Origin of the sequence: Rhabdaerophilum calidifontis, assembly GCF_008641065.1 — a bacterium.
GTDB lineage: Bacteria > Pseudomonadota > Alphaproteobacteria > Rhizobiales > Beijerinckiaceae > Rhabdaerophilum > Rhabdaerophilum calidifontis.
Genome location: NZ_VTRS01000003.1, coordinates 150,408 through 176,195, shown reverse-complemented (window position 1 = coordinate 176,195; position 25,788 = coordinate 150,408). Strand labels below are relative to the sequence as shown.

Below are 25,788 nucleotides of genomic sequence, written 5' to 3'. Positions count from 1 at the left end.
GCGGCCGGGCATGGCCAGGAGAGGAACGGAAGGTCATGTCCGCCTATGACATCATCATCATCGGCTCCGGGCCCGGCGGCTATGTCGCCGCGATCCGGGCCGCGCAGCTCGGCTTCAAGGTCGGCATCGTCGAACGCGAGCATCTGGGCGGCATCTGCCTCAACTGGGGCTGCATTCCGACCAAGGCGCTGCTGCGCACGGCCGAGATCTACCATTTCGCCAATCACGCAAAGGATTACGGCCTCACGCTCGAAGGCCGGATGACCTACAATCCGGCCGATGTCGTCAAGCGTTCGCGCGGGGTTTCCGGGCGGCTCAATGGCGGCGTCGGGTTCCTGATGAAGAAGAACAAGATCGACGTGATCTGGGGCGAGGGCAGGCTCACCGGGCCGGGCGAGATCGTGGTGGGGGCGCCGACAAAAAAGGCGATGGAGCCGCAGCACCCCGCGCCGAAAGGCACGAAAGGCGCGGGCACCTATTCCGCCAAGCACATCATCATCGCGACCGGCGCGCGCCCGCGCGTGCTGCCGGGGATCGAACCGGACGGCAAGCTGATCTGGACCTATTTCGAGGCCATGGTGCCGCCCGCCATGCCGAAATCGCTGATCGTAATGGGGTCCGGTGCCATCGGCATCGAGTTCGCCTCCTTCTACCGCACCATGGGCTGCGAGGTGACGGTCGTCGAGGTGATGGGGCAGGTGATGCCGGTGGAGGACGCGGAAATCGCCGCCATCGCCCGTAAATCGTTCGAGAAACAGGGGATGAGGATCCTCACCTCGACCAAGGTGACCAAGGTCACGAAGGGCGCCGACAGCGTCACCGCCCTTGTGGAGGACGACAAGGGCGCGAGCCAAGAGATCACCGCCGAGCGGATGATCTCGGCGGTCGGGGTCGTCGGGAATATCGAGGGCCTTGGCCTCGAATCCCTGGGGGTCAAGACAGAGAGAGGCTGTATCGTGATCGACGGCTATGGTCGCACGAACGTGCCGGGTCTTTACGCCATCGGCGATGTCGCCGGCCCGCCGATGCTCGCGCACAAGGCCGAGCATGAAGGCGTGATCTGCGTGGAAGCCATCAAGGGCCTGCATCCCCACCCGATGGACAAGGCGAAGATCCCCGGCTGCACCTATTGCCATCCGCAGGTGGCGAGCGTCGGCCTCACGGAGGCCAGGGCGAAGGAGGGCGGGCGCGAGGTCAGGGTCGGGCGGTTCTCCTTCGGCGCCAACGGCAAGGCGATCGCGCTCGGGGAGGATAACGGCCTCGTCAAGACCGTGTTCGACGCGAAGACCGGCCAGCTTCTCGGCGCGCATATGGTCGGGGCGGAGGTGACCGAACTGATCCAGGGCTTCGTCGTCGCGATGAATCTCGAGACGACTGAGGAAGACCTGATGCATGTGGTCTTCCCGCATCCGACGCTGTCGGAGATGATGAAGGAGAGCGTGCTCGACGCCTATGGCAAGGCGCTCAATGCGTGATCGAGGCATGATCCGCCGTCTGGCGGGGGCCGCTCTCGCGGCCATCATCCCGATCATGAGCCCGATTCTGGGGGCGGCGATGGCTTCGAGCCCCGATTCCTGGCAGGAATCGTGGCAGAAGTCCGAAGCCGCCTGCCTCAAGGCCGCGAAGCTCCGGCAGGCCAAGGCGCAAGCGGCGATTCCCTTCGAGGGCGCCGTGCTTCGCATCGTCACCGGCCGCTACCCGCAGCCGCATATGCAGAACGCCGCCGCGACCCTCTATTGCCTCTACGACAAAAGGAGCGGGAAGGCCGAGATTTCCGAGCCCAACGCGCCGTGACGGATTGATCGCCGCGCGTCCGGTGGCATGATATGCTCGGCGCGGGGCGAGGTGCTCCGACACGGCCACAGGAGACCCGACCGATGCCCGGAATTCCCCCCATCATCATAACGCTCGTGCTCGGTGGCATCGCCGGCTGGCTGGCGAGCCTGATCGTCGGCGGGTCCGGCGGCATCATCCGCAACGTCGTCGTCGGCCTCGTGGGCGCCGTGGTCGGGCATTACCTGCTCGGCGCGCTCGGCCTGCGGCTCGGCGGGCCGTTCCTGCACTCGCTGCTGGCCGCCATCATCGGCGGCGTGATCGTGATCATCGCCGGGCGGTTCCTCGGGCGCTGAGCGTCGGCGCCGTGTGGGCCGGCGCCGGCCCCGCGCATGCGGGAGCGTCAGGGAGGGCATGCGCGCCGGCGCTTGCCAGCGCGGGCTGCGGGCCGTAACTGACGCTCAAGAAGCGCGAGGGCCCATGGCGACGATCGATTTCCTCAACAAGGATCCGCGGAAAACGCGCGGCAGCGTCCATTCGCCGGAAGGGGCGGCACGCGTCGCCGCGATCGCGGCCGAGGCCGAATCCCGGCTGCCCGTGCCGCCGCCGGAACTCCGCCATCCCGAGAAGGCGCATCGGCCGGACAACCCGATCCAGCGCAAGCCGGACTGGATCCGCGTTCGCGCGCCGGGCACGCCCGGCTGGCGGGAGACGCATGGCATCGTCAAGGAGAACGGCCTTGTCACGGTGTGCGAGGAGGCCGGCTGCCCGAATATCGGCGAGTGCTGGGACAAGAAGCACGCCACCTTCATGATCATGGGCGATACCTGCACGCGGGCCTGCGCCTTCTGCAATGTCAAGACCGGGCTGCCCGGCGCGCTCGATGCCAACGAGCCGGATTACGTCGCCACCGCGACGGCGAAGCTCGGGCTCAGGCATGTCGTCGTGACCTCGGTGGACCGGGATGACCTCGAGGATGGCGGTGCCGAGCATTTCGCGCGCACCATCCGCGCGATCCGTGCCCGTGCGCCGGGAACGACGATCGAGATCCTGACGCCGGATTTCCTGCGCAAGGAGGGGGCGCTCGAGGTGGTGGTCGCCGCGCGGCCGGATGTGTTCAACCACAATCTCGAGACCGTGCCGTCTAAATACCTCAAGGTTCGCCCCGGCGCGCGCTATTTCCACTCCATCCGCCTTCTCCAGCGCGTGAAGGAACTGGACCCGACCATCTTCACCAAGTCCGGCATCATGGTCGGGCTCGGCGAGGAGCGGAACGAGGTGTTGCAATTGATGGACGATCTGCGCTCGGCGGATGTCGATTTCCTCACGATCGGCCAATATCTCCAGCCGACGAAGAAGCATCATCCGATCATCCGCTTCGTGCCGCCGGATGAATTCAAGGGCTACGAGACCATCGCCTATACCAAGGGGTTCCTCATGGTTTCGGCCTCGCCGCTCACGCGATCCTCGCACCATGCGGGCGAGGATTTCGCGAAGCTTAAGGCGGCGCGGGCGGCGAAGTCCGGCAGTTTCGCAGGCTGAATCGATGCCATGCGTTCTGCTCCCGGGCCGCCCCGGTGCGGGCAAGGTGACATGCGCACGCGCATTCCGCCGGACTGCAGGGGGTGAGCGCTGATGCCGCGCTTCGAGACTACGCGTCCGGTGCGGCATGCCGCCGAGACCATGTTCGATCTCGTCGCCGATATCGAGCGCTACCCCGAATTCGTGCCGATGTGCGAGCGGCTCGCGGTGCGCCGGCGCGCAGAGAGCGGCGAAGGGGTGACGCAGCTCATCGCCGACATGACGATCGGCTACAAGATGATCCGCGAGACCTTCACCACCCGCGTGACCATCGATCGGCCGCGCTTGCGGATCGCGGTCGAATATGTCGACGGGCCGTTCCGGCATCTGGAAAATCGCTGGACCTTCCTGCCGCGCGCCGATGGCGCGCCGGGCTCAGATGTGCGCTTCTTCATCGATTACGAGTTCAGGAGCCGCACCTTCCAGATGCTCGCCGGGGCGGTGTTCGAGAAGGTGTTCCGCAAGATGGCCGAAGCCTTCGAGGCGCGGGCGGATGCGTTGGCGCGGCGGAGCCTTTCAGGCTGAGGCGCGCGTCGCGGCCGCGAGATCGCGCAGCATCACGAGCGCGTCGCGGGTGGCGGCGCGGCGGATGCCGGCGCGGCCGAGTTGCGGGTCGTAGCGTCGCTCAAGCCGGCTCACCCTGCCGTCAGCGGCCGCGGCGGCGAGGTGAACGAGGCCGACGGGCTTGGCGGCGCTGCCGCCGCCGGGGCCGGCAATGCCGGTGATCGCCACCGCGAGCGCCGCACCGGATGTGCGGAGCGCGCCTTCGGCCATCGCCGCGGCAACCTCCGCCGAGACGGCGCCGACCTCCGCGATCAGTGCCGCCGGCACGCCGAGCATCGCCGTCTTGGCCGCATTGGAATAGGTGACGAAGCCGCGATCGACCACGTCGGACGAGCCGGAAATTGCGGTCAGCGCCGCCGCGACCAGGCCGCCGGTGCAGGATTCCGCCGTGGCGATCGTCTGGCCGTTGGCGCGTGCGGCAGCCAGCACGGTGCGGGCAAGGGCGGGCAGGCTGGGCGGTTTCGGCATCGCTCCTCCGCCCGGATCATCGCCTCAGAAGCCGACATTGGCAATTGCGATCGCGGCGATTCCCTCGCCACGGCCGGTGAAGCCGAGCCGCTCCGAGGTCGTCGCCTTGACGCCGACGCGCGCCGCCGCCAGCCCGAGCACGGCGCCGATCGCCGCCTGCATCGCCGCGCGGTGCGGGCCGATCTTCGGCGCCTCGCAGACGATCGTGCAATCGACCGCGACGATCTGCCCGCCGGCTTCCGCGACGCGGCGCGCGGCATCGGCGAGGAAGAGCCGTGAATCCGCGCCGCGCCAGCGCGGGTCGGAAGGCGGGAAATGCTGGCCGATATCGCCGTCGCCGATCGTGCCGAGCAGCGCGTCGGTCAGCGCGTGCAGCACCGGATCGGCGTCCGAATGCCCAGAAAGCGCCCGGCCATGGGCGATGCGCACGCCGCCGAGCATCACATGATCGCCGGCCGTGAAGGCATGGACATCGTAGCCGATCCCGCTGCGCGTCTCGTCGGCCGGGCGGGCGAGCAGCCGCGCGGCGCGCGCGAGATCCGCCTCCTCGGTGATCTTCATCAGATCCGGATCGCCGGCGAAGGCGACAACCGGGTGGCCGAACGCGGCGGCGAGGCCGGCATCGTCGGTGAAATCGTCGCGCCCGCCGGCCGCCGCCCGGGCATGGGCGGCACGGATCAGGCCGAAGCGGAAGGCCTGCGGCGTCTGGACCAGGCGCGCGGCGCCGCGATCATGATGGCCGGCGAGGGCGCCGCCGGCATCGAGAACCGCGAGCGTATCCGGCACGCGCAAAACCGGCATCGCCGCGCCGGCATCCCGCGCCGCGAGGATGGCGCGCAGGATCACCAGTTCGGACAGCAGCGGCCGCGCCGCGTCATGGATGAGGACGATCCCCTCCGCGTCGAACCCGGCTTCCGCCAGCGCTGCGAGCCCGGCCGCGACACTCGCCTGCCGCGTCGCCGCGCCCGGCGTGGCGGCGAGACGTTCCGGCGCCACGCCCGACAGCCGCGCCGCCTCGGCATAGCGCGCCGCGTCGTCGGGATGGATGACGGTGACGATGCGGCCGATGCCCGGCACGGCGCCGAGCCGGGCCAGCGTCTCGGCGAGGACGGTGCGGCGGCCGAGCAGCCGGTATTGCTTCGGGATTTCGCCGCCGAAACGGGCGCCGCGCCCGGCAGCGACGACGATCGCGGCGGTTGCGGCGGGCGGGGACATGGCGGCGGACATGCTGTCGGCGGACATCGCGCGTTCCTTGCGGGGATTTGCCGGGCGCGTCAACCGCCCGACGTCACCGGCCTCGCTTGCCGGGGGGCGGCGAATGCCGTAACGGGGCCCCGTCCCCGGGGCCCGAGGAGACGGCCCAGGCAAACGCGGGCATGCGTGCTCCCGGCGCGATCTGCCCGCCCGGTGGCGGATTGCCTTGTTTTTGTGCAGCATGCCGCAAAGGATGACAGGATGGCGTCGCCCGGCCTCAGCATCGGTCCTCACGCGCTCGCCGTTCCGGCGCTGCTCGCGCCGATGTCGGGCGTGACGGATCACGGCTTCCGGCGGATCGCGGCTAGGTTCGGCGCGGGCGCGGTCGTGAGCGAGATGGTCGCGGCGGATCAACTCGCCGCCGGCGACGAGGAGGCCCGGCTGCGCGCCGAGGGGGAGGGGCTCGCCCTGCATATCGTCCAGCTCGCCGGTTGCGAGGCGGCGGCGATGGCGGAGGGGGCGCGGATCGCCGAAGGCGCCGGCGCGCATGTCATCGATATCAATATGGGCTGCCCGGCGAAGCGCGTCACGCGCGGCTGGTCCGGCTCGGCGCTCATGCGCGATCTCGACCATGCCGAGCGGCTGATCGCCGCCGTGCGCGGCGCCGTCTCGGTGCCGGTGACGCTGAAAATGCGGCTCGGCTGGGACGAGGCCAGCCTCAGCGCCCCGGATCTCGCGCGCCGCGCCGAGGCGAACGGGCTGGCGCTCGTCACCGTGCATGCCCGCACCCGGCAGCAATTCTACAAGGGCCGTGCCGATTGGGGCGCGGTGGGCGCCGTGCGCGCCGCGACCCGGCTGCCGCTGGTCGTCAATGGCGATATCGGAACGCCGGCCGAGGCTGCGGCGGCGCTGGCGGCTTCGGGCGCCGATGCGGTGATGATCGGCCGCGCGGCGCTCGGCCGGCCCTGGCTCGTCGGCGAGATCGGTCATGCGCTGGCGGGCCGCGCCTGGCCGCGCCCCGATGCGGCCGCGATGGCCGCGGCGGCGCTCGAACATTATGACCTGCTGCTGGCCAGTCTCGGGCGCGAGGCCGGCATCCGCCATGCGCGCAAGCATGTCGCGGCCTATGCGGATGCGGCGCGCGCGCGGGGGGTGCCGGTGGCATCTGCCGAGCTGGCGGCCATCTTGCAGGAACGGGATGAACGGCCGGTGCGGCGCTTCCTCGCGGGGCTCCGCGCACCGGCATGCGCGGAGGCGGCCTGATGGCCGCGATCAGCCGGGAACGCAGCGTGTCGCGCAATCTGATCGAAGCCATGCCGATGCCGGTCGTCGAACTCGATGCCGGCGATCATGTCGTCTTCGCCAATTCGGCAGCGGAGCAGATGCTGGGCCATGGCCGCGGCCGGCTGCGCGAGAAACGCATCGCCGAGATCCTGCCGCCGGGCTCGCCGCTGATCGGGCTCGTCGAGCATGTCCGCGCCCATGGCGGCTCGGTGACCGAATACGGCATCGATTTCTCGGCGAGCCGTGGCGGACGGCCCGATCAGGTCGCGGATGTCTACGGCGCGCCGCTCGCGGAGGAGGGCGGCGTGCTGCTGGTGATCCAGCCGCGCGCGATCATGGACAAGATGAACCGCCAGCTCACCCATCGCGACGCGGCGCGTTCGGTGGGGGCCATGGCCTCGATGCTGGCGCATGAGATCAAGAACCCGCTCTCGGGCATCCGCGGCGCGGCGCAGCTCATCGAGAGAAGCCTGCCGGAGGCGGAAAAGCCGCTCTCCACGCTGATCCGGGCCGAGGTCGACCGCATCGTCCGGCTGGTCGAGCGGTTCGAAGTATTCTCGGACGGACGGCCGCTGCCGCTGGCGCCGGTCAACATCCATGAGGTGCTCGACCATGTGAGCCGGCTGGCCTCGAGCGGATTCGCGGCCCATATCCAGTTCGAGCACCGGTTCGACCCCTCGCTGCCGGAGATCGGCGCCAACCGCGACCGGCTGGTCCAGGCGCTGCTTAACCTTGTCAAGAACGCCGCCGAAGCCATTGGTGAAAATGCAGAAGATGGCCGTATCATTCTTTCGACCGCCTTCCGCCCCGGCGTTTCGGTGATGATGCCGACCAGCGCGCAGCGTGTGGCCTTGCCGTTCGAGGTCTGCGTCTACGACAACGGTCCCGGCGTGCCGGAGCATCTGCTGCCGCATCTGTTCGAGCCCTTCGTCACCTCGAAGGCGAGCGGAACTGGCCTCGGTCTTGCACTGGTGGCGAAGGTCGTCAGCGATCACGGCGGCGTCATCGAATGCGAGCGCCTCAAGGGGCAGACCCTGTTTCGCATCCTCCTGCCGATGCACCATGATCGCGAGCGATGAAGGCCACGCCGCACAGGCGCGGAAAGCGGAGGAATCGGGCGGAATGGCGCGTATGATCCTGGTGGCGGATGACGACCTGGCGATCCGGACGGTGGTGTCGCAAGCGCTGGCGCGGGCGGGCTACGATGTCCGCGCGACCGGCAGCGCGCATGTGCTCTCGCGCTGGGTCGAGGCCGGGGACGGCGATCTCGTGATCACCGATGTCGTGATGCCGGACGAGAACATCTTCGAGGTCCTGCCGCGCATGAAGGCGGCGCGGCCGGACCTGCCGATCGTGGTGATGAGCGCGCAGAACACCTTCATGACCGCGATCCGCGCCTCGGAGCGCGGCGCCTACGAATATCTGCCGAAGCCGTTCGATCTCGATCAGCTCGTGCGCATCGTCGGCCAGGCGCTCGCCGGCTCGGAGGCGCGCCGCGCCCCGGCTGAACCGGCGAAGGGGGAGGGCAGGCCCGACGAGATCCCGCTCGTCGGCCGATCGGCGGCGATGCAGGATGTCTACCGCGTGCTGGCGCGGCTGATGAACACCGATCTCACGGTGATGATCACCGGCGAGAGCGGCACCGGCAAGGAGCTGGTCGCCCGCGCGCTGCACGATTTCGGCCGGCGGCGGAAAGGGCCGTTCGTCGCGATCAACATGGCGGCAATTCCGCGCGATCTGATCGAGAGCGAGCTGTTCGGCCATGAGAAGGGGGCCTTCACCGGCGCGCAGGCCCGCTCCACCGGCCGGTTCGAGCAGGCCGAAGGCGGAACTCTGTTCCTCGACGAGATCGGCGATATGCCGATGGAGGCGCAGACCCGGCTGCTGCGGGTGCTCCAGCAGGGCGAATACATGACGGTCGGCGGCCGCACGCCGATCCGCACCGATGTCCGCATCGTCGCGGCGACCAACAAGGATCTCGTGACGCTGATCGAGAAGGGGCTGTTCCGGGAGGATCTCTATTACCGGCTCTCGGTGGTGCCGATCCGCCTGCCGCCGTTGCGCGAGCGGCTCGGCGACATCCCTGATCTCGTCCGCCATTTCCTCGCCCAGGCCGAGAAGGAGGGGCTGCCGCGCAAGGTGGTGGACCAGGCCGGGCTGGAGCGGCTGAAGCGCCACGATTGGCCGGGCAATATCCGCGAACTCGAGAATCTGGTCCGCCGGCTCGCCGCGCTGCACCCGGACGATGTGATCGGCCCGGCGGCCATCGAGAGCGAACTTGCGAGCGTGCGCCGGGCGCTGCCGCGCGAGCCGGAATCGCGCATCATCGAGGCGGTTCCGAGCGGGGATTCGCTCGAAGCGTTTTTCCGCGCGCATCTCAAGGGCTATTTCAGCCGTTTCGGCGACGAATTGCCGCCGCCGGGGCTCTATGACCGGTTTCTGGTAGAGTTCGAGCGGCCGCTGGTCGCGGCGGCGCTCGCAGCCACCAACGGCAACCAGGTGCGTGCGGCCGATCTGCTCGGGCTCAACCGCAACACCCTGCGCAAGAAGATCCGCGAACTCGGCATCCGCATGACGAGCGCGGTGGGGTGAATGCCGCAGATTTGTCGCAATCGAACAACAGTGTTGCGCGCAGGAGTCATTCCCGCTTAAAGCTGGGGATGTGAACCGGCCTTCGGCGTCCGCCACAGCCCGCAACGGAGCGCGACACCTTCCCGATGAGCGAGAACGGATCGCCCCCCCGGTCGGGAGAGGAGGCCCCGCGCGGCGCGCGGGATGCCGGCGGTGCGGAAGCGTCCGCCGCCGCCGCCCCGCCGCAGCCCGACGAGACGATCGGCTCGTTTTTCGCGACGAGCGTCGTCGCCGTGGCGCTGATCGCCGCGATCGGCACCTTCCTGTTCCTGATCGGCTCGTTCGGGCTCGAACCCAATATCCGCACGGTCTCGGCGTTGCTCGGGGTCGATCTGCTGTTGATCCTGGCGCTGCTCGCGATCGTGATCCGCCAGCTCTGGCGACTGCGGCAGGCGAACCGCGCGCGGGCGGCGGGGGCGCGGCTGCATCTGCGGGTGGTCGGGCTGTTCAGCCTCGTCGCGGCGGTGCCGACGACGATCATCGCCGGCGCCGGGCTTGTCGCGCTGGAGCGCGGGCTCACCCCCTGGTTCTCCGGGGATCTCTCGAAACTCGTCCAGCAGGCCGAGGTGATCTCGCGCGATTTCCAGCAGCAGATTTGCCAGAATCTCGGCCGCGAGATGCGGCTCATGGCCGCCGATCTCGATCGCGCCATGGTCTCCGGCTTCTTCCTCAACAACAGCCAGGGCTTCCATGCCTTCATCAACGGCCGCGCCAGCGCGCTCGGCTTTCCCTACACGGTGATCTTCCGCGAGGACGGCACGCTGGTCGACCGTGCCGACATCACCGAGCGGACGCTCGATCCGCCGCGGCCGGCGCCGGAGGATTTCCGCTATGCCGCGACGGACGAGCCGCCCTGCCTGTTCTCGCGCGAGGCGATCGGCGGGCTGATCAAGCTCGCGAGCTTCGGGCCCGACACCTATCTCATGGTGGCGCGCGCCATCGATCCGCGCATGCTGGAATTCCCGGTCGTGGCGCGCTCGGGCGTGCTGCAATACCAGACGCTCGAAGCGCGGCGCAACGCGACGCAATTCGGCATCGCCCTGGTCTTCGCGCTGCTGACGCTGATCGGGCTGCTCGCCGCCGTGCTGCTCGGGCTCGGCTTTGCCGATCGGCTCGTCGACCCGATCCGCCGGCTGATGCAGGCCACGGATCAGGTCTCGGCCGGCAATCTCTATGTCCAGGTACCGCTGGCCAAGATCGGTTCCGATCTCGGCCAGCTCGGCGCGACCTTCAACAACATGACCACGGTGCTGCGCGAGCAGCGCGACAGCCTCGTCGATGCGAGCCGCGTCATCGACGAGCGCCGACGCTTCATCGAGGCGATGCTCGCCGGCGTGCCGGCCGGGGTGATCGGGCTTGATCCCGAGGGGCGCGTCTCGCTGATGAACCCGATGGCGCGGCAGATCCTGGCGCTCGACGGCCGCGAGGTTCATGGCGCGGCGACGGACGAGATCCTGCCGGAGATCGACGGCTTCATCGCCGAGGCGCGGGCCGCCGGCGCCCAGCGCCTCGTCCAGCACGAGGCGACGATCAGCCGGCGCGGCAAGGAGCGCACGCTCTCCGTTCGGGTGACGGGCGATTCCGCCGACGGCCTCGTCATCACGCTCGACGACATCACCGATCTCGTCACCGCGCAGCGCAGCGCCGCCTGGGCGGATGTCGCGCGGCGCATCGCGCACGAGATCAAGAACCCGCTGACGCCGATCCAGCTCTCGGCGGAGCGCATCCGCCGCAAATTCGGCAAGGTCATCACCGAGGACCGGGCGGTGTTCGACCAATGCACCGACACGATCATCCGCCAGGTCGAGGACATCAAGCGGATGGTCGACGAATTCTCCTCCTTCGCCCGCATGCCGAAGCCGCAACCGACCGACGAGGACATCGTGCGCGTGCTCCGGGAAGTGATCTTCATGATGCGCGTCGGCAATCCCGGCGTCACCTTCGACGAGGGGCTGCCGGAAGGCCCTGTCACGGCCCGGTTCGATCGGCGCCTCGTCGCGCAGGCGGTGCAGAACCTGCTCAAGAACGCCTGCGAGGCGATCTCCGAGAGCCCGGCGGGTGCCGCCGGCACGGGGCGGATCTCCGTGAGCCTGGTCGAGGCCAATGCGGTCGAGATCGTGCTCGACATCCGCGACAACGGCAAGGGCTTCCCGCGCGAGAACCGGCAGCGGCTGCTCGAACCCTACATGACGACCCGCGAGGGCGGCACCGGGCTGGGCCTGCCGATCGTCGCCAAGATCTTCGAGGAGCATGGCGGGCGGATCGAATTGCTCGATCCGCCGGCCGAGAACGGTGAGAATCCCGCCGGCGCGCTCGTCCGTATCCATCTGCCGCGCGTCGCGCGGATCGAGACCGAGCCCGGCCGGGCGGCCGAGACGGGCCGGCCGGCCCCCATCCTGCAAGGTGAATGAGCATGGCGAGTGACATCCTGATCGTCGATGACGAGGCCGATATCCGCGATCTTGTCGCCGGCATTCTCGACGACGAAGGCTACCGCACCCGCACCGCGCGCCATTCCGACGAGGCGCTGGTGGCGATCGAGGCGCGGCGCCCCAACCTGATCTTCCTCGATATCTGGATCCAGGGCTCGCGGCTCGACGGGCTGCAATTGCTCGAGGCGATCAAGGAGCTGCATCCGGAGATCCCGGTCGTCATGATCTCCGGCCACGGCAATATCGAAACCGCCGTCTCGGCGATCAAGAAGGGCGCCTACGATTTCATCGAGAAGCCGTTCAAGGCCGATCGGCTGGTGCTCGTCGCGCAGCGCGCGCTCGAAGCCTCGGCGATGAAACGTGAGATCCGCGATCTGCGCACGCGCTCGGGCGAGCCGGACGGGCTGGTCGGCACCTCCACGGTCATGAGCCAGCTCCGCCAGCAGGTCGAGCGCGTCGCGCCGACCAATGCCCGCGTGCTGATCGCCGGCCCGCCCGGCTCGGGCAAGGAACTGACCGCGCGGACGATCCACCAGCTTTCCGGCCGGTCCGGCGGGCCGTTCGTCGTCATCAACGCCGCGGCGATCACGCCCGAGCGGATGGAGGAGGCGCTGTTCGGCGTCGAGGCCGGCAAGGGCCGGGCGCGGCGCATCGGCGCGCTCGAGGAGGCGCATGGCGGCACGCTTTTCATCGACGAGATCGCCGACATGCCGCGCGAGACGCAATCGAAGATCCTGCGCGTGCTCGTCGATCAGAATTTCCAGCGCGTCGAGGGCTCGACCCGGGTGCATGTCGATGTGCGGATCATTTCCTCGACCAGCCGTGACCTCCAGCAGGAAATCGCCGCCGGCAGGTTCCGCGAGGATCTCTACCATCGGCTTGGCGTGGTGCCGCTCCGCGTACCGGCGCTCGCGGAGCGGCGCGAGGATATCCCGGCGCTGATCGAGCATTTCATGCAACAGATCGCCATCGCTTCGGGTTTGCCGAAGCGGCGCATCGCCATGGATGCCATGGCCATCCTGCAAACGCATGACTGGCCGGGCAATGTCCGCCAGCTTCGCAACAATATCGAGCGATTGATGATTCTCGCCACCGGCGATCCCGGTCAGGACGTGACGGCGGAGATGCTGCCGCAGGATGTCGGCTCTTCGGCGCCCGCGACGCCGAACGGCGCCGGCGGCGAGCGCCTGCTCTCCATGGCGCTGCGCGAGGCGCGCGAGGTGTTCGAGCGGGAATATCTCGTCGCGCAGATCAACCGTTTTGGCGGCAACATCTCGCGCACGGCCGAATTTGTCGGCATGGAACGGTCAGCCTTGCACAGAAAGTTGAAGTCACTTGGAATCTGAGGTCATTCATGCAGTATGAACATGCTTTGCTGCGGCGCAGCAATCGGGAGCCTCCCGGCTTGCCCGAAGCGGTTTCGCGACTAAACTGCGCGGGATTCCGGCCGGGCGGAAACCGGACTGCGCCGAGCAAGCCAATCATGACCAGCCAGCACAAAGACAGGTGACGACAAATGGCGACGGAACGGGGCCCCTCCCTTCAGGACAACTTCCTCAACCACGTCAGAAAGAACAAGATTTCCGTCACGATCTTCCTGGTCAACGGCGTGAAACTGCAAGGTGTCGTTACCTGGTTCGACAATTTCTGCGTCCTTCTCAAGCGCGATGGCATTTCGCAGCTTGTCTACAAGCACGCGATCTCGACGATCATGCCCGCGGCGCCGATCCATCTGCCGGGGCCGAATGACGAGGAATGACGGGGCCGAACCGGGCGGGCCCCGCAAGGGCCGCGCGAAGCCGCCCGGTTTCGAGCCGGAAAAGGCGATCGCGCTCGACACGCGGACGCTGGTCGTCGGCCCCTATCCCGCCGCCCGCAGCGCGGCCGGGGAGGGGCTTCACCTGCGCCGGCCGGAGTCGCGGCTCGACGAGGCGGCGGGGCTGACGGCCGCGATCGACCTTGCGATCGTCGATGCGGTGATCGTTCCGATCCGCGAGCCGCGGCCGGCCACCTTCCTCGGCCGGGGCAAGGTCGAGGAGATCGCGGCGCGGATCGAGGCCGACGAGATCGCGCTCGTCGTGATGGATTGCGCGCTCTCGCCGGTCCAGCAGCGCAATCTCGAACAGGCGTTCAAGGCCAAGGTGATCGACCGGACGGGGCTGATCCTCGAGATCTTCGGCCGCCGCGCCTCGACACGCGAGGGGCGGCTCCAGGTGGAACTTGCGCATCTCGCCTACCAGAAATCGCGGCTCGTCCGCTCATGGACCCATCTTGAACGCCAGCGCGGCGGTTTCGGCTTTCTCGGCGGGCCGGGTGAAACACAGATCGAGACCGACCGCCGCCTCATCCAGGAGCGGATCAGCCGGATCGAGCGCGATCTCGAGGATGTCAGGCGCACGCGGGCCCTGCACCGGGCGAGCCGGGACAAGGTGCCGTATCCGACAATTGCGCTGGTCGGCTATACCAATGCCGGAAAATCAAGTCTTTTCAATCGCCTGACCTCGGCTGAGGTGCTCGCGAAGGACATGCTCTTCGCCACGCTCGACCCCACGACCCGCGCGATCGCGCTCCCGCATGGCCTCCGGGTCGTGCTGTCCGACACCGTGGGTTTCATCTCCGATCTGCCGATCGAGCTCGTTGCAGCCTTCCGCGCGACATTGGAGGACGTGGTCTCGGCCGAGATCATCCTGCATGTCCGGGACATCGCCAATCCCGACACCGAGGCGCAGGATCTCGACGTGCGCCAGGTGCTCGGCGATCTCGGCATTGCCGGCGCCGCGGCGAAGCGGATCATCGAGGTGTGGAACAAGGCCGACCTGCTCTCCGCGGAGGAGGCGGCGCGGCTTGCGCGGCTCACGCTGGCGCGCGGGCAGGGGCGTGATGCGCAGGGCGGGCCGATCCTCGTCTCGGCGTTGACCGGGGCGGGGATGCCGATGCTGCTTGCGGCCATCGAGGCGAAGCTCGCCGAGGGCCGCGCCGTGCTGCGGCTGACCCTCGATGCCGCCGACGGCGCCGGCCTTGCCTGGCTCTACGATCATGCCGAAGTGCTCTCGCGCCGCACCGGTCGCACGGGTCGGGTCTCGCTCACCCTGCGGGCGGGCGAGGGGGAGGCGGGGCGCATCCGCCGGCGCTTCCCCGACGCCAAGCCTGTCCCCGACGCCAAGCCTGCCTGATCTCAAGCCTGCCTGATCTCAAGCCGGGGCATGCTGCGGCCGCTCTATCAGCCCCGGGCACCGTCCGTCTTGTCGCGGGCGCGGGCCTCGTTCCAATAGGCATCCATTTCGGCAAGCGAGGCGTCCGCCGGGGTCCGACCCTCGGCGGCGAGCCGCGCCTCGACATGGGCGAAGCGGCGGCGGAACTTGGCATTCGTGCCTTCCAGCGCCGAATCGGGGTCGATCCCGGCATGGCGCGCGAGATTGGCGATCACGAACAGCATGTCGCCGATCTCCTCGGCGATCTCCGCCCTGTTTCCGGCCGCCAGCGCCGCGGCGGTCTCGTCGATTTCCTCGCGGAGCTTGGCGAGCACCGCATGCGGGTCTTTCCAGTCGAAGCCGACCGCGCCGGCCTTCTCCTGGAGCTTCACGGCGCGGGCAAGGGCGGGGAGGGTGGGCGGAAGGCCGTCGAGCAGGCTCCGCGCCGGTTCCGGCATCCCCGCAGCGGCGCGCGCGCGCGCCTTCTCCGCGCGTTCCTCGGCTTTGATCGCCTCCCACAATTCCTTGACGAGGCCGGGATTGCGGGCCCGATCGGCGCCTGCGGGGCCGAAGACATGCGGATGGCGGCGGATCAGCTTCGCCGTGATCGCCTCGACGATATCGGGGAACGCGAAATGCCCGGCCTCCTCGGCCATCCGGGCATGGAACACCACCTGGAGCAGCAGATCGCCGAGTTCGTCGCGCAGATCGACAAGATCGCCGCGCCGGATGGCATCTGCCACCTCATGCGCTTCCTCGATCGTGTAGGGGGCGATGGAGGCGAAATCCTGGGCTACATCCCAGGGGCATCCGGTCTCGGGGTCGCGCAGCGCCGCCATCAGCGCCAGCAGGTCGGCGATCTCGCGCGATGGGGTGGGAGGTGCGGCGGGCATCGGCGAGGCCTCACCAGGCGGCCGCGTAGATCGTGGCGGCGTCGTTTTCGGTGAGCGGGCGGGGATTGTTGATCAGCAGGCGCGTCTGCTTCATGGCATCGCGCACCAGCACCGGCAGCGCCTCCTGGGGGATGCCGACATCGCGCAGCCGGCGCGGCACCTCCAGCGCCTGCGCCAGGGCTTCGAGCGCCAGAACGAAGGCCTCACCACGCTTCTCCGCCGGCAAGCCGGCGAGATCGGGAAAGGCATCGCCGGCGATCTCGGCATAGAGCCCGCCGGCCTCCGGCATGTTGAAGCGCAGCACATGCGGCAGCACGAGCGCGTTCGACAGCCCGTGCGGCACATGAAAATGCCCGCCGATCGGGTAGGCGAGGGCATGCACGGCCGCCACGGGCGAATTCGCGAAAGCCTGGCCGGCGAGCAGCGAGCCGAGCAGCATGGCGGCGCGCGCCTCGCGGTTGCCGCCGTTGGTCGCGGCCTCCCGGATATTGGCGCCGAGCAGCCGCAGCGCCTCGCGCGCCAGCGTGCGGGAGATCGGGTTGTTGTTGGCCGAGCCGGAGGAATAGGCCTCGATGGCGTGGACCATGGCGTCGATGCCGGTGGCAGCGGTGATCGCCTTCGGCAGGCCCAAAGTCAGCTCGGCGTCGAGGATCGCCATATCCGGCAGGAGGAGGGGGCTCACCACCCCCTTCTTCTCCGCGGTGCCGGTGGTGAGGATCGCGATCGGCGTCGCCTCCGAGCCGGTGCCGGCCGTGGTCGGCACCGCGACGAGCGGCATGCGCGGCCCCTTGGCGGCATTGACGCCATAGATCGCGGAAAGCGGCTCGTTGGAGCGGCTGATCAGCGCGATGATCTTGGCGACGTCCATCGGCGAGCCGCCGCCCAGCGCCAGCACGCCGGTGGCGCGGTGGCGCTTGGCGATCTGCACGCCGACCAGCGCGTTTTCCTCCGGCGGGTCCGGCGCGACATCGTCGAAGATCGCGACCGCGATGCCGTTCATCGCGAGATTGCGCAGGATCGGGTCGACGAGGCCGAGGCGGCGCAGCCCCTTGTCGGTGACGAGCAGGATCCGGTCGCCGAGGATCGGCCGGACATGGCCCGCGATTTCGCGCGTGGCGCCGATGCCGGCGACGATCGCGGGAGGGGTGTGGAAGGTGAACATCGCCGGCTTCCGTCAGGCCCGAGGACAGGCGGTCGCGGACAGGCGCGAAAGCCCAATACCGCGATTCGCATAAGACATATTATGGAACTGAATCATGCAGGGCCGGCTCGTGCCTCCTGCCATGATTCGGGGTCGTTTCACGTTCCGGTTCATGCGCTTGTGCTCGTTTCCTCAGAAACTGAATCGTCCCAGGCGATCTGCAACCCATCGTAGGCAGGTTCGATCCCCTTGGGCAACTCGCGCACGAGGCGGCCGTAATCGAGATCGGTGTGGAGATTGGTCAGAACCGCGCGCGCCGGTCGCATCCGCGCGATCCAGCCCAGCGCTTCGCCAAGGCTGAAATGCGTCGGATGCGGCGTGTCGCGCAAGGCGTCGAGAACCCAGCAATCAAGGCCGGAGACGGCGGCGAGGCTCTCGGCGGGGATCGCCGAGACATCCGGCGCATAAGCGAAGCCGCCGATCCGGAACCCCAGCGCGTCGATATTGCCGTGTTCGAGTCGGAACGGCTGGAGCCGGACAGGCCCGCCGGCGCCGTCGATCGTGAAATCCGTGCCCGCCGCGATCAGGTGATCGGTCAGGATCGGCGGGTAATCGGAACCGGCGGGCGTCGCGAAACAATAGCCGAAACGGGCATGGAGCAAGGCCAGCGTCCGCTCGTCGGCATGGATCGGGATGCGCCGGCGCATGGCGAGCACCAGCGGCCGCAGATCGTCGATCCCGTGCGTGTGGTCGGCATGCTCATGGGTGAAGACCACGGCGTCGAGCGCCCGCACGCCGGCATCGATGAGCTGCTCGCGCAGATCCGGCGAGGTATCGACCAGGATGCGGGTTGTGCCGCCGCCGTCATGGCGCTCGATCAGGATCGAACAGCGCCGCCGGCGGTTGCGCGGCTCGGCGGGATCGCATTTGCCCCAGCCCTGCGCGACGCGCGGCACGCCGCCCGAGGAGCCGCAGCCGAGGATCGTGACGAGCATCCGCGCCATGGTGGCCTCACACAGGCGGCAGGCGACGGAAGAGCCGCGCCGTGTTGGCTTCAAGCGCTGGTGCGAGCGCCGCGAGGCTGGTGCCGCGCGTCTCGGCGAGCACGCGGGCGGTCTCGGCGGTGAAGGCGGGCTCGTTGCGCCGGCCGCGATGCGGGACCGGCGCGAGATAGGGTGCGTCGGTCTCGACGAGGATCCGGTCCTCCGGCGCCGCGCGGGCGATGGCGCGGATATCCTCCGAATTCCGGAAGGTCAGAATGCCGGAAAAGGACAGGTAGAGCCCGAGCGCAAGGCCCCGCCGCGCGAGTTCCGCCCCCGAGGAGAAGCAATGCAGCACCGCCGTGAAGGCACCGCGCGCCATTTCCGCTTCGAGGATGGCGATCATGTCGGCATCGGCGGCGCGGGCATGGATCACCAGCGGCAGGCCGGTTGCCCGTGCCGCGGCGATCTGGAGCCGGAACGAGGCGGCCTGCAGGTCGCGCGGGGCCTTGTCGTAATGGTAATCGAGCCCCCCTTCCCCGATCGCCACGCATTTCGGATGTTCGGCGGCGGCGAGGAGATCGGCGAGGGTCACATCCGGCTCCTCCGCCGCGTTGTGCGGATGCGTGCCGACCGAGAACCAGACATTGGGAAAGCGCTCGGCGAGCGCGCGATAGGTCGCGATCTTGCGGACCCGCGTCGCGATGGTGATCATCCGCCGCACGCCCGCCGCTTCCGCTCGCGCCACTACCGCCTCGATCTCCTCGGCGAAATCCGGGAAATCGAGGTGGCAATGCGTGTCGGTAAGGATCGGGAGGGCGCTCACGCCCCCTCTCCTTCCCGGTCCTCGACATAGCGCGGGAAGAGCGCGCTCGGCTCCGGCAGCACGGTGCCGGGTGCGATTGCGAATACCGCGGCGGCATGCGCGAAGAGCCGCGCCCCGGCCGGAACGGCGAGCAGGTCGAGCAGCTTCCCCGCCGCGAGCGGCATGAAGGGCTGCGTGAGGAGGCCGATCACCCGCAGCACCTCCGCGGTCACCCAGAGCACCGTCTCCATCCGCGCCGGATCGGTCTTGCGCAGCGCCCAGGGCGCCTGGGCCGCGAAATAGCGGTTGGTGTCCGCCACCAGCTTCCAGGTCGCGGCGAGGATCGCATGCAGCGCGAAATCGCCCATCGCCGCCCTTGCCTCGCCCGGCAGCGCGTAGGCGGCGGCGAGCAGGGCTTCGTCCTCGGCGGAAAACGGCCCCTTCGCCGGCACCCGGCCCGCGCAATTCTTGGCGACCATGGAGAGCGAGCGTTGCGCGAGATTGCCGAGATCATTGGCGAGATCGGCGTTGAGCCGCGCGACGATCGCCTCGTGCGAATAGCTGCCGTCCTGCCCGAACGGGATCTCGCGCAGGAAGAAATAGCGGAAGGCGTCCTGCCCGTAATGCTCGGCCATGGCGAGCGGGTCGAGCACGTTGCCGAGCGATTTCGACATCTTCTCGCCGCGATTGAACAGGAAGCCATGCGCGAAGACGCGGCGCGGCACCGGCAGCCCGGCCGACATCAGGATCGCCGGCCAGATCACCGCGTGGAAGCGCACGATGTCCTTGCCGACGAGATGCAGCCCCGCCGGCCAATAGGGCCAGCGTGCCGCCGCCTCGTCCGGAAAGCCGCAGGCGGTGATGTAATTCGTCAGCGCATCCACCCAGACATACATCACATGCCGGGGATCATCCGGCACCGGCACGCCCCAGGTGAAGGTGTTGCGGCTGATCGAGAGATCATGCAACCCGCGGCTCACGAAGCTTATCACCTCGTTGCGCCGCGTCTCGGGGCCGATGAAGTCGGGATGGGCGGCGTAGAGGTCGAGCAGCTTCTGCTGATAAGCCGAGAGGCGGAAGAAATAGCTTTCCTCCTCGACCCATTCCACCGGCGCGCCGGTGGGGGCGAGGCGTTTGCCGCCCTCTCCCTGCGTCAGCTCCTCCTCGTCGAAGAAGGCTTCGTCCCGGACCGAATACCAGCCCTTGTAGGTCGAGAGATAGATGTCGCCGTTCGCGGCCATCCGGCGCCAGATCGCCTGGCTCGCGGCGTAATGGCGCGGCTCGGTGGTGCGGATGAAATCGTCGTTGGTGGCGCCGAGCGCCCGGCCCATGGCGCGGAACGCCTCGGAATTGCGGTCGGCCAGCGCCTGCACCGCCACGCCCTCGCGCTCGGCGGTCTGGATCATCTTGAGGCCGTGCTCGTCGGTTCCGGTCAGGAAGAACACGTCGTGCCCGTCGAGCCGCATGAACCGCGCGATCGCGTCCGCCGCCATGAGTTCATAGGCATGGCCGAGATGCGGCTTGCCGTTGGGGTAGGAGATCGCGGTCGAGATGAAGAAGCGGTCGGTCACGGCGGAAGGCTCTTTCGCACGTCCTGGGGAATCGCCGGAGGGAAGCGCCGGCATTCCCGTCTTTATCAGCGTGCAAGGCCGGAAACCAGCGCCGCGGCATCCTCGAACAGCGTGATCGCGAAGGCGCGCCGGTCGAGATTGAACGCTTCGACCCGGTCGCGGTTCTCCCCGAACGCCGCCCAGAAATCGCCGATCGCCGCCGCGCCCGGCCTGTCCCCGGCCGCGACCGCCCGCGCGAGCAGCTCGGCGAGCCAGGTCTCGGTCTCGTCGGCGAGATCGAGGAACGGCTCCTCGCCCTCGGCGCCCGCCCGCAGCGCCTCCGCGACCCGGCCGATCTCGGCCTGGCGGCGCTCCGGCAGCGCGGCGAAGGCGTGGTGGATCGCCTCGATGCGGGCGGCGATGGCCGGGTCGGCGAGCCGCAGCGCACGCCGGACCGAACCGCGCGCGCCGGCGAGCCGTGCCGGGTCCGGCGCCGCACCGGTGAGGCCGGCGACGATCCGCGCCAGATCCGCCACCCCGAGCGGCGCGAGCGGGATCACACGGCAGCGCGAGCGGATGGTCGGCAGCAGCCGCCGCGGCTGATGGGCGACGATCAGGAACAGCGCCCGCTCCGGCGGCTCCTCCAGCGTCTTGAGCAGCGCATTGGCGCTGGCGGCGTTGAGATCGTCGGCGCAATCGACGATCACGATGCGCCAGCCGCCATGGGCCGCCGTCTTCGAGAACAGCGCCAGCGCCTCGCGGGTTTCCTCGACGCCGATCTCGGTGCGGAAGCGGCGGGTCTTGGGATCATGCCGGCGCCGCAGCACCGCCAGATCGGGATGGGCGTTTCCGGCGACGAGCTGGGTGACGCGCGCGCCTTCCGGCATGTCGAGCGTGGCGGTGCCGCCCTGCCCGCCAGCGCCGCCGAGCAGGAAGCGCGCGATGCGATAGGCAAGGGTCGCCTTGCCGATGCCTTCCGGCCCCGTCAGCAGCAGCGCGTGATGCAGGCGCCCGCCAGCGGCGAGATCGAGAAAGGCGCGTTCCGCGGCCGCCTGGCCGATCAGCGACAGCATTTCGCGCGGATGCGGCCGGCCGGGCATCCGGTCGATCTCGGGCGCTGCCTCGGCGGGCGGCGGCAGGAAGCGCAGCGCGGTCATGCCGGCGCGGCGGCGGCGAGCCGCGTCGCGAGCGCCGCGCCGATGCGCGCGGCGAGATCCGCTTCCGGCTCCGTGCCGTCGAACACCAGCACGCGATCTGGCTCGCGCGCCGCGATCGCCAGGAACCGGCTGCGGACCGCCGCGTGGAAGGCAAGGTCCGCCGCCTCGAACGGATCGCCGGCCGCCCCCCGCCGGCGCGCCTGCGCGCGGGCGAGCCCGGCCTCGGGCGGCAGGTCGAGCAGGATGGTGAGATCGGGCGCCAGCCCGCCGGTGGCGAGCGCGATCGCGGTTTCGATCGCGGCATCCGGCAGGCGCCCGCCCTGATAGGCGCGGGTCGAATCCGCGAACCGGTCGCAGAGCACGATCTCGCCGCGCGCCAGCGCCGGGGCGATGACGGCGCGGATATTCTCGCGCCGCGCCGCCGCGAACAGCAGCAACTGGGTCCATGGATCGCCGGCCGCATTGTCCGGGCCGAGCAGCAGGGCGCGGATCGCCTCCGCGAGCGGGGTGCCGCCGGGTTCGCGCGTCAGAGTCACCCGATGCCCCGCTTCGGCCAGGGCCTGGGCGAGATGCCGGATCTGGGTCGATTTTCCCGCGCCCTCGCCGCCCTCGAACGTGACGAACAGGCCGCCGCCGTCGCGAAGTGCTGCCCTGCTCTCTCCCGGATATGCCTCCCCCGCGCCGCTCATGGGCGTTTCCCCGCCTCTGCGGCCGGCGGGCGGTCCGCGCCGGGATCGGCGGGGCGGGAGCGGAGGCCGAGCTTCACGAGCAGCCAGGAGAGGGAGCCGGCGAGCCCCTGCCGCGTCGCTTCGATCGCCGCGTCGCGCGCGCGCTGGAGCAGCCCGCCTTGCGGAACCGCGCTGCCGGCCTCGAGCGGCGCCTCCTGGATCACCCTGCCGTCGACGAGGATCTCAAGCCGGGCAAGGCGCGCACCGGCTTCCACCGGCGCCGGAACCGGCCCGCGCCAGGCCAGCCGCAGCACGGTCGTTTCCGGCGCGCCGCGCAGCAGCGGCAGGCGGATCTCGCGCGGGGTGACGAGCGGCACCTCGCCGGCGGCGCCGCCATAGACCCCGATCGCGCCGACCTGCGCGCCGGGGGCGAACAGCGTGCGGATTTCGAACCGCCGAAAGCCCCATTCGATCAGCTTGCGCGATTCGAGCGCCCGCTCCTGCACGGTTTCGAGCCCCGCCACCCCCAGGATCAGCCGCCGCCCCTCCTGCACCGCCGAACCGATCAGCGCCTGCCCCGTCTCCGGCAGGAAGCCGGTCATCAGGCCATCGGCGCCGATCTCCATGGCGAGCAGCGGATTGCGGTTCGTCTGGCGGTTGCGCCCGAGCGGCATGTCGCGCTGGCCGAAGAGCGGGTAATATTCCGGATAGGCCTCGATGACATGCGCGGCGAGCCGCACCAGATCGCGCAGGGTCGCGACCTGCCCCTCGGCGGCGAATCCGGTCGCGTTGCGGAAATGCAGGGTATCGAGCCCCAGTTCGCGGGCATGGCCGGTCATCATCTCGGCGAAGCGTGCCTCCCGCCCGGCGATATTCTCGGCGAGCGTCAGCGCCGCGTCATTGGCGCCGGCAACGAGGAGGCCGGTCAGCAGTTCGCCGACCTTCACGATCTTGTTCGGCGTCAGCAGCATGTTGGGATTGCCGGACACCGCGCCGCCGCGCCGCCAGGCATCGACCGAGACCACCATCTCGCTCTCGAGCGTCAGCCGTCCGGCCTTCAATTCGCGGAAGACGAGCGTCGCCGTCATCAGCTTGGCGAGCGAGGCCGGCGCGATCCTCTGCTCGGCATTGCGCGCGAACAGGATCGTGCGGGTCGAGAGATCGTAGAGGAAGGCCTGTTTCGCGCTGGTCTCGAACGGCGCGCCCTTCTCGCCCCCGCGTTCCGGGCCACCGCGTTCTTGGGCATGGGGCGCGGCGCCGGGGCGGAACGGCGCGGCGATGCCGCCCGCCAGAACGGCGAGGATCACGAAGGGCAGCGTGAAACGTCGGAATCGTGCGTGCAAACCGGCCTCCCGCGCCTATTTGACGGAGCGCCGGCCGGTTTTCAACCGTGGTTGCGGAGGATCAGTTGGCGCGCGCCGGCGCCCAGGCTTCGATCTCGCCGATGCGCGAGAACGGATGGCCACTGCCGAAGCGCGTGCGCATGTCGCTCATCTCGACAAAGGCGAGGTCGGTCGGGCGATGGGCCGGCAGCGCCTCCGGCGCGGCGAGGCGGCGCGGGGGCGCGGGGGCCGTCGCCGGCAGCGCGCCCGGCGACAATGGCCGCGCGGCGCCGGCGATCGTTTCGAGGTCGAAGGGCCGCGCCGGCGGGATCGGCGCGTTCTCGACCGGGGTGTAGCGTGCGGCCCCGCCGGCATTCGGCGCGGTGCCGGGCGCCGCCGGAACCGCGCGCGGCGCGGCTTCCGGGGCGGTCGCGGCGAAGGAGAGGAGCGAGCTGCTGCCGGTCGGCGCGGCGGAAGACGGTGTCGCTGCGGGCAGCGGCGCCGCGGAGGCGACCATCGTCGCCGGCGCGGTTCCGCCCGGTGTCCGGGCGGGCCCGTTCGTCGAAAGCGAGGCGACCAGCTTCTGGTCGTCCGAGCCGGCGAGCGCGGCGGGGCCGAGATAATCGACCTTCACCCGTGCGGTGCCGATATGGCGGAAGCGCAGCAATTCGGCCGTGCGCTCGGAGACATCGAGCACGCGGCCGCCGTGATAGGGGCCGCGATCGTTGACGCGCACGATGATCGAATGGTTGTTCGTCAGGTTGGTGACGCGGGCATAGCTCGGCAGCGGCATGGTGGGATGCGCGGCCGAGATGGATTTGCGGTCATAGACCTCGCCATTGGCGGTGCGGCGGCCATGGAACGCGATGCCATACCAGCTGGCATTGCCCGTCGTGGTATAGCCGACGGGCCGCTCGCGCGGGACATAGCGCCGGCCGGCGACCATGTAGGGCCGGCCGACCTGATAGCGGCCCCCGCCCTTGGGCGCGTCTTCGTCCATGCCGACGACGCGCGGGCTGGCCTTGCCGTATTTCGGATCGGAAAAGGCACCGATCTCGCGCGATTGCTGCGCGGTGCGCTGGGGCTGCTTCGCGCAATTGGCGACGAGAAGCGCCAGCGCGGACACCATCACGACACGGCCGGCGAGCGCCGCGAGGCGCGGCGCCGAAACATCGTTCTTGCGAATGCGTTGCCGCATGCGCCCCCACCCTTCACCGGCCCGCGGCCGTTTCCCCTGCGGATCCCCACCGGACCCGGCATCACGATTCCGTGACGCGACCGCGCCACAGAACCGGTCGATTACGGCGGGTTAATGGCGGCGGCCAGCACGGTCAAGCCGGCTCGCCATCCGTGATGTGCGAAGCGTTAACGCGGCAGGCCGGTCTGCGCCGATGCGCGCCGGTCTCCGTCCGCCCCCGCGTGCCTCTTGCTGCCTCCCTCCCCGTGCGGCTCGCCGCCCCCCTCCCCGCGCGGCTTGCCTCGCGGGGCCGAACCGTGCTTTTCCTGCCCTGCGGGATGGGTGGCCGAGTGGTTTAAGGCAGCGGTCTTGAAAACCGCCGTGGGCGCAAGTTCACCGTGAGTTCGAATCTCACCCCATCCGCCAGGATTTTCGTATCGAAAGAACGCACGGTTTCCCCGCTGCCGGGCGCAGGCCCTATCGCGGCTCGGGTCTCTTCCGCTTTGCCGCCGCCGCGCCGAGCCTGCCGCGCCGGCTCGCGACCTCGACGAGGCGGCGGAAGCTGGGGCATTCCATATGCGAGGGCGCGGGGCATTCGGCGACATGCCGTAGCGTGTCGCGCAGCGCCTTGAGATCACGGATCTGCCGGTCGATCGCGTCGGCCTTCTGGTGGAATACGGCGCGCGGCAGGTCCGGCATGCCGTTGCTGCCGAACATGCCGGCGATCTCCTCCAGCGAGAACCCGGCCGTTTTGCCCATCGAGATCAGCGCAAGCTGCAACAGCACCTCGGGCGGAAACTGCCGCCGCAGCCCGTGCCGCGCGGCGGCGGAAATCAGCCCGATCGCCTCGTAATAGCGCAGCGCCGAAGGCTTCACGCCGCTGCGTGCGGAGACTTCGCCGATATCCAGGAATTTCATGCTTGACCTCAAGTCGGCTTGAAGTGGCAGCCTGCACGTGAACCGACAATCCGGCAAGA

The 25,788-nt window shown here is 69.4% G+C and carries 24 protein-coding genes and 1 tRNA gene; 13 read left to right on the top strand and 12 right to left on the bottom strand.

The window, feature by feature from the left end:
• The first annotated feature begins 35 nt into the window (after positions 1-35).
• The 5 genes from lpdA to FWJ24_RS07235 all read left to right on the top strand — a co-directional run bounded on the left by lpdA (position 36) and on the right by FWJ24_RS07235 (position 3,879).
• Positions 36-1,475, top strand: coding sequence for a dihydrolipoyl dehydrogenase (lpdA, locus tag FWJ24_RS07255; protein WP_150287138.1), 1,440 nt, complete (start codon positions 36-38; stop codon positions 1,473-1,475).
• 7 nt (positions 1,476-1,482) lie between these two features.
• Positions 1,483-1,794 carry a hypothetical protein gene (locus FWJ24_RS07250; RefSeq protein WP_150287137.1) on the top strand — a complete coding sequence of 104 codons (312 nt, stop codon included), beginning with the start codon at positions 1,483-1,485 and terminating at the stop codon, positions 1,792-1,794.
• An 83-nt stretch (positions 1,795-1,877) separates the two neighbouring features.
• The gene (locus FWJ24_RS07245; RefSeq protein ID WP_150287136.1) at positions 1,878-2,129 is read left to right on the top strand and encodes a GlsB/YeaQ/YmgE family stress response membrane protein; all 252 of its coding nucleotides are present in this window, start codon (positions 1,878-1,880) and stop codon (positions 2,127-2,129) included.
• Positions 2,130-2,253: 124 nt separating this feature from the next.
• A complete protein-coding gene (lipA, locus tag FWJ24_RS07240) occupies positions 2,254-3,315 on the top strand; it encodes a lipoyl synthase (protein WP_150287135.1) in 1,062 nt (353 codons plus the stop codon).
• Positions 3,316-3,408: 93 nt separating this feature from the next.
• Positions 3,409-3,879, top strand: a complete 471-nt coding sequence (locus FWJ24_RS07235; protein ID WP_150287134.1) for a type II toxin-antitoxin system RatA family toxin — start codon at positions 3,409-3,411, stop codon at positions 3,877-3,879.
• Here FWJ24_RS07235 and FWJ24_RS07230 read toward each other — a convergent pair.
• Together FWJ24_RS07230 and FWJ24_RS07225 are read right to left on the bottom strand one after the other, a co-directional pair.
• The gene (locus tag FWJ24_RS07230; protein WP_150287133.1) at positions 3,871-4,386 is read right to left on the bottom strand and encodes a CinA family protein; all 516 of its coding nucleotides are present in this window, start codon (positions 4,384-4,386) and stop codon (positions 3,871-3,873) included. The genes FWJ24_RS07235 and FWJ24_RS07230 overlap by 9 nt on opposite strands.
• A 24-nt stretch (positions 4,387-4,410) precedes the next feature.
• Positions 4,411-5,628 carry a bifunctional 2-C-methyl-D-erythritol 4-phosphate cytidylyltransferase/2-C-methyl-D-erythritol 2,4-cyclodiphosphate synthase gene (locus FWJ24_RS07225; RefSeq protein WP_246155596.1) on the bottom strand — a complete coding sequence of 406 codons (1,218 nt, stop codon included), beginning with the start codon at positions 5,626-5,628 and terminating at the stop codon, positions 4,411-4,413.
• 213 nt (positions 5,629-5,841) lie between these two features.
• Here FWJ24_RS07225 and dusB point away from each other — a divergent pair, with 213 nt between their 5' ends.
• The 7 genes from dusB (at position 5,842) to hflX (ending at position 15,100) form a co-directional block, all read left to right on the top strand.
• Positions 5,842-6,843: a tRNA dihydrouridine synthase DusB gene (dusB, locus tag FWJ24_RS07220; protein WP_150287132.1), complete on the top strand. Its 1,002-nt coding sequence runs from the start codon at positions 5,842-5,844 to the stop codon at positions 6,841-6,843.
• Entirely contained in the window at positions 6,843-7,943 is a 1,101-nt protein-coding gene (locus tag FWJ24_RS07215; protein ID WP_150287131.1) for a two-component system sensor histidine kinase NtrB, read from the top strand. The genes dusB and FWJ24_RS07215 overlap by 1 nt, the downstream gene beginning before the upstream one ends.
• Positions 7,927-9,456 carry a nitrogen regulation protein NR(I) gene (gene ntrC, locus FWJ24_RS07210; RefSeq protein ID WP_425468910.1) on the top strand — a complete coding sequence of 510 codons (1,530 nt, stop codon included), beginning with the start codon at positions 7,927-7,929 and terminating at the stop codon, positions 9,454-9,456. Before FWJ24_RS07215 ends, ntrC begins: the two co-directional genes overlap by 17 nt.
• Positions 9,457-9,581: 125 nt before the next feature.
• On the top strand, positions 9,582-11,906 hold the full coding sequence (locus FWJ24_RS07205; protein ID WP_150287129.1) for a sensor histidine kinase NtrY-like: 2,325 nt from the start codon (positions 9,582-9,584) through the stop codon (positions 11,904-11,906).
• Between the two features lie 2 nt (positions 11,907-11,908).
• Complete coding sequence (gene ntrX / locus FWJ24_RS07200; RefSeq protein WP_150287128.1) at positions 11,909-13,273, top strand: nitrogen assimilation response regulator NtrX; 1,365 nt, start codon at positions 11,909-11,911, stop codon at positions 13,271-13,273.
• 170 nt (positions 13,274-13,443) lie between these two features.
• Positions 13,444-13,686, top strand: coding sequence for an RNA chaperone Hfq (gene hfq / locus FWJ24_RS07195; RefSeq protein WP_150287127.1), 243 nt, complete (start codon positions 13,444-13,446; stop codon positions 13,684-13,686).
• On the top strand, positions 13,673-15,100 hold the full coding sequence (gene hflX, locus FWJ24_RS07190) for a GTPase HflX (protein ID WP_150287126.1): 1,428 nt from the start codon (positions 13,673-13,675) through the stop codon (positions 15,098-15,100). Before hfq ends, hflX begins: the two co-directional genes overlap by 14 nt.
• 47 nt (positions 15,101-15,147) lie before the next feature.
• On the opposite strand, the gene mazG is transcribed toward hflX, so the two are convergent.
• The 9 genes from mazG to FWJ24_RS07145 all read right to left on the bottom strand — a co-directional run bounded on the left by mazG (position 15,148) and on the right by FWJ24_RS07145 (position 24,832).
• Complete coding sequence (mazG, locus tag FWJ24_RS07185; RefSeq protein ID WP_150287125.1) at positions 15,148-16,011, bottom strand: nucleoside triphosphate pyrophosphohydrolase; 864 nt, start codon at positions 16,009-16,011, stop codon at positions 15,148-15,150.
• Between the two features lie 10 nt (positions 16,012-16,021).
• Positions 16,022-17,173 carry an iron-containing alcohol dehydrogenase gene (locus tag FWJ24_RS07180; RefSeq protein ID WP_150287124.1) on the bottom strand — a complete coding sequence of 384 codons (1,152 nt, stop codon included), beginning with the start codon at positions 17,171-17,173 and terminating at the stop codon, positions 16,022-16,024.
• Between the two features lie 149 nt (positions 17,174-17,322).
• Positions 17,323-18,156 (bottom strand): MBL fold metallo-hydrolase, encoded by an 834-nt coding sequence (locus FWJ24_RS07175; protein WP_150287123.1) that lies wholly within the window; start codon positions 18,154-18,156, stop codon positions 17,323-17,325.
• A gap of 7 nt (positions 18,157-18,163) precedes the next feature.
• Positions 18,164-18,943, bottom strand: a complete 780-nt coding sequence (locus FWJ24_RS07170; protein WP_150287317.1) for a TatD family hydrolase — start codon at positions 18,941-18,943, stop codon at positions 18,164-18,166.
• A gap of 11 nt (positions 18,944-18,954) precedes the next feature.
• Positions 18,955-20,508 (bottom strand): methionine--tRNA ligase, encoded by a 1,554-nt coding sequence (gene metG / locus FWJ24_RS07165; RefSeq protein WP_246155595.1) that lies wholly within the window; start codon positions 20,506-20,508, stop codon positions 18,955-18,957.
• Between the two features lie 65 nt (positions 20,509-20,573).
• Entirely contained in the window at positions 20,574-21,644 is a 1,071-nt protein-coding gene (locus FWJ24_RS07160; protein WP_150287121.1) for a DNA polymerase III subunit delta', read from the bottom strand.
• The gene (gene tmk, locus FWJ24_RS07155) at positions 21,641-22,333 is read right to left on the bottom strand and encodes a dTMP kinase (RefSeq protein ID WP_150287120.1); all 693 of its coding nucleotides are present in this window, start codon (positions 22,331-22,333) and stop codon (positions 21,641-21,643) included. Before tmk ends, FWJ24_RS07160 begins: the two co-directional genes overlap by 4 nt.
• A complete protein-coding gene (locus FWJ24_RS07150) occupies positions 22,330-23,655 on the bottom strand; it encodes a D-alanyl-D-alanine carboxypeptidase family protein (RefSeq protein ID WP_150287119.1) in 1,326 nt (441 codons plus the stop codon). Before FWJ24_RS07150 ends, tmk begins: the two co-directional genes overlap by 4 nt.
• Before the next feature lie 61 nt (positions 23,656-23,716).
• A complete protein-coding gene (locus FWJ24_RS07145; protein WP_150287118.1) occupies positions 23,717-24,832 on the bottom strand; it encodes a septal ring lytic transglycosylase RlpA family protein in 1,116 nt (371 codons plus the stop codon).
• 315 nt (positions 24,833-25,147) lie between these two features.
• On the opposite strand from FWJ24_RS07145, the gene FWJ24_RS07140 reads away from it, so the two are divergent.
• Positions 25,148-25,237, top strand: a tRNA-Ser gene (locus FWJ24_RS07140).
• Between the two features lie 51 nt (positions 25,238-25,288).
• Here the strand turns inward: FWJ24_RS07140 and FWJ24_RS07135 are convergent.
• Positions 25,289-25,729 (bottom strand): helix-turn-helix domain-containing protein, encoded by a 441-nt coding sequence (locus tag FWJ24_RS07135; RefSeq protein ID WP_150287117.1) that lies wholly within the window; start codon positions 25,727-25,729, stop codon positions 25,289-25,291.
• Positions 25,730-25,788 lie beyond the last annotated feature (59 nt).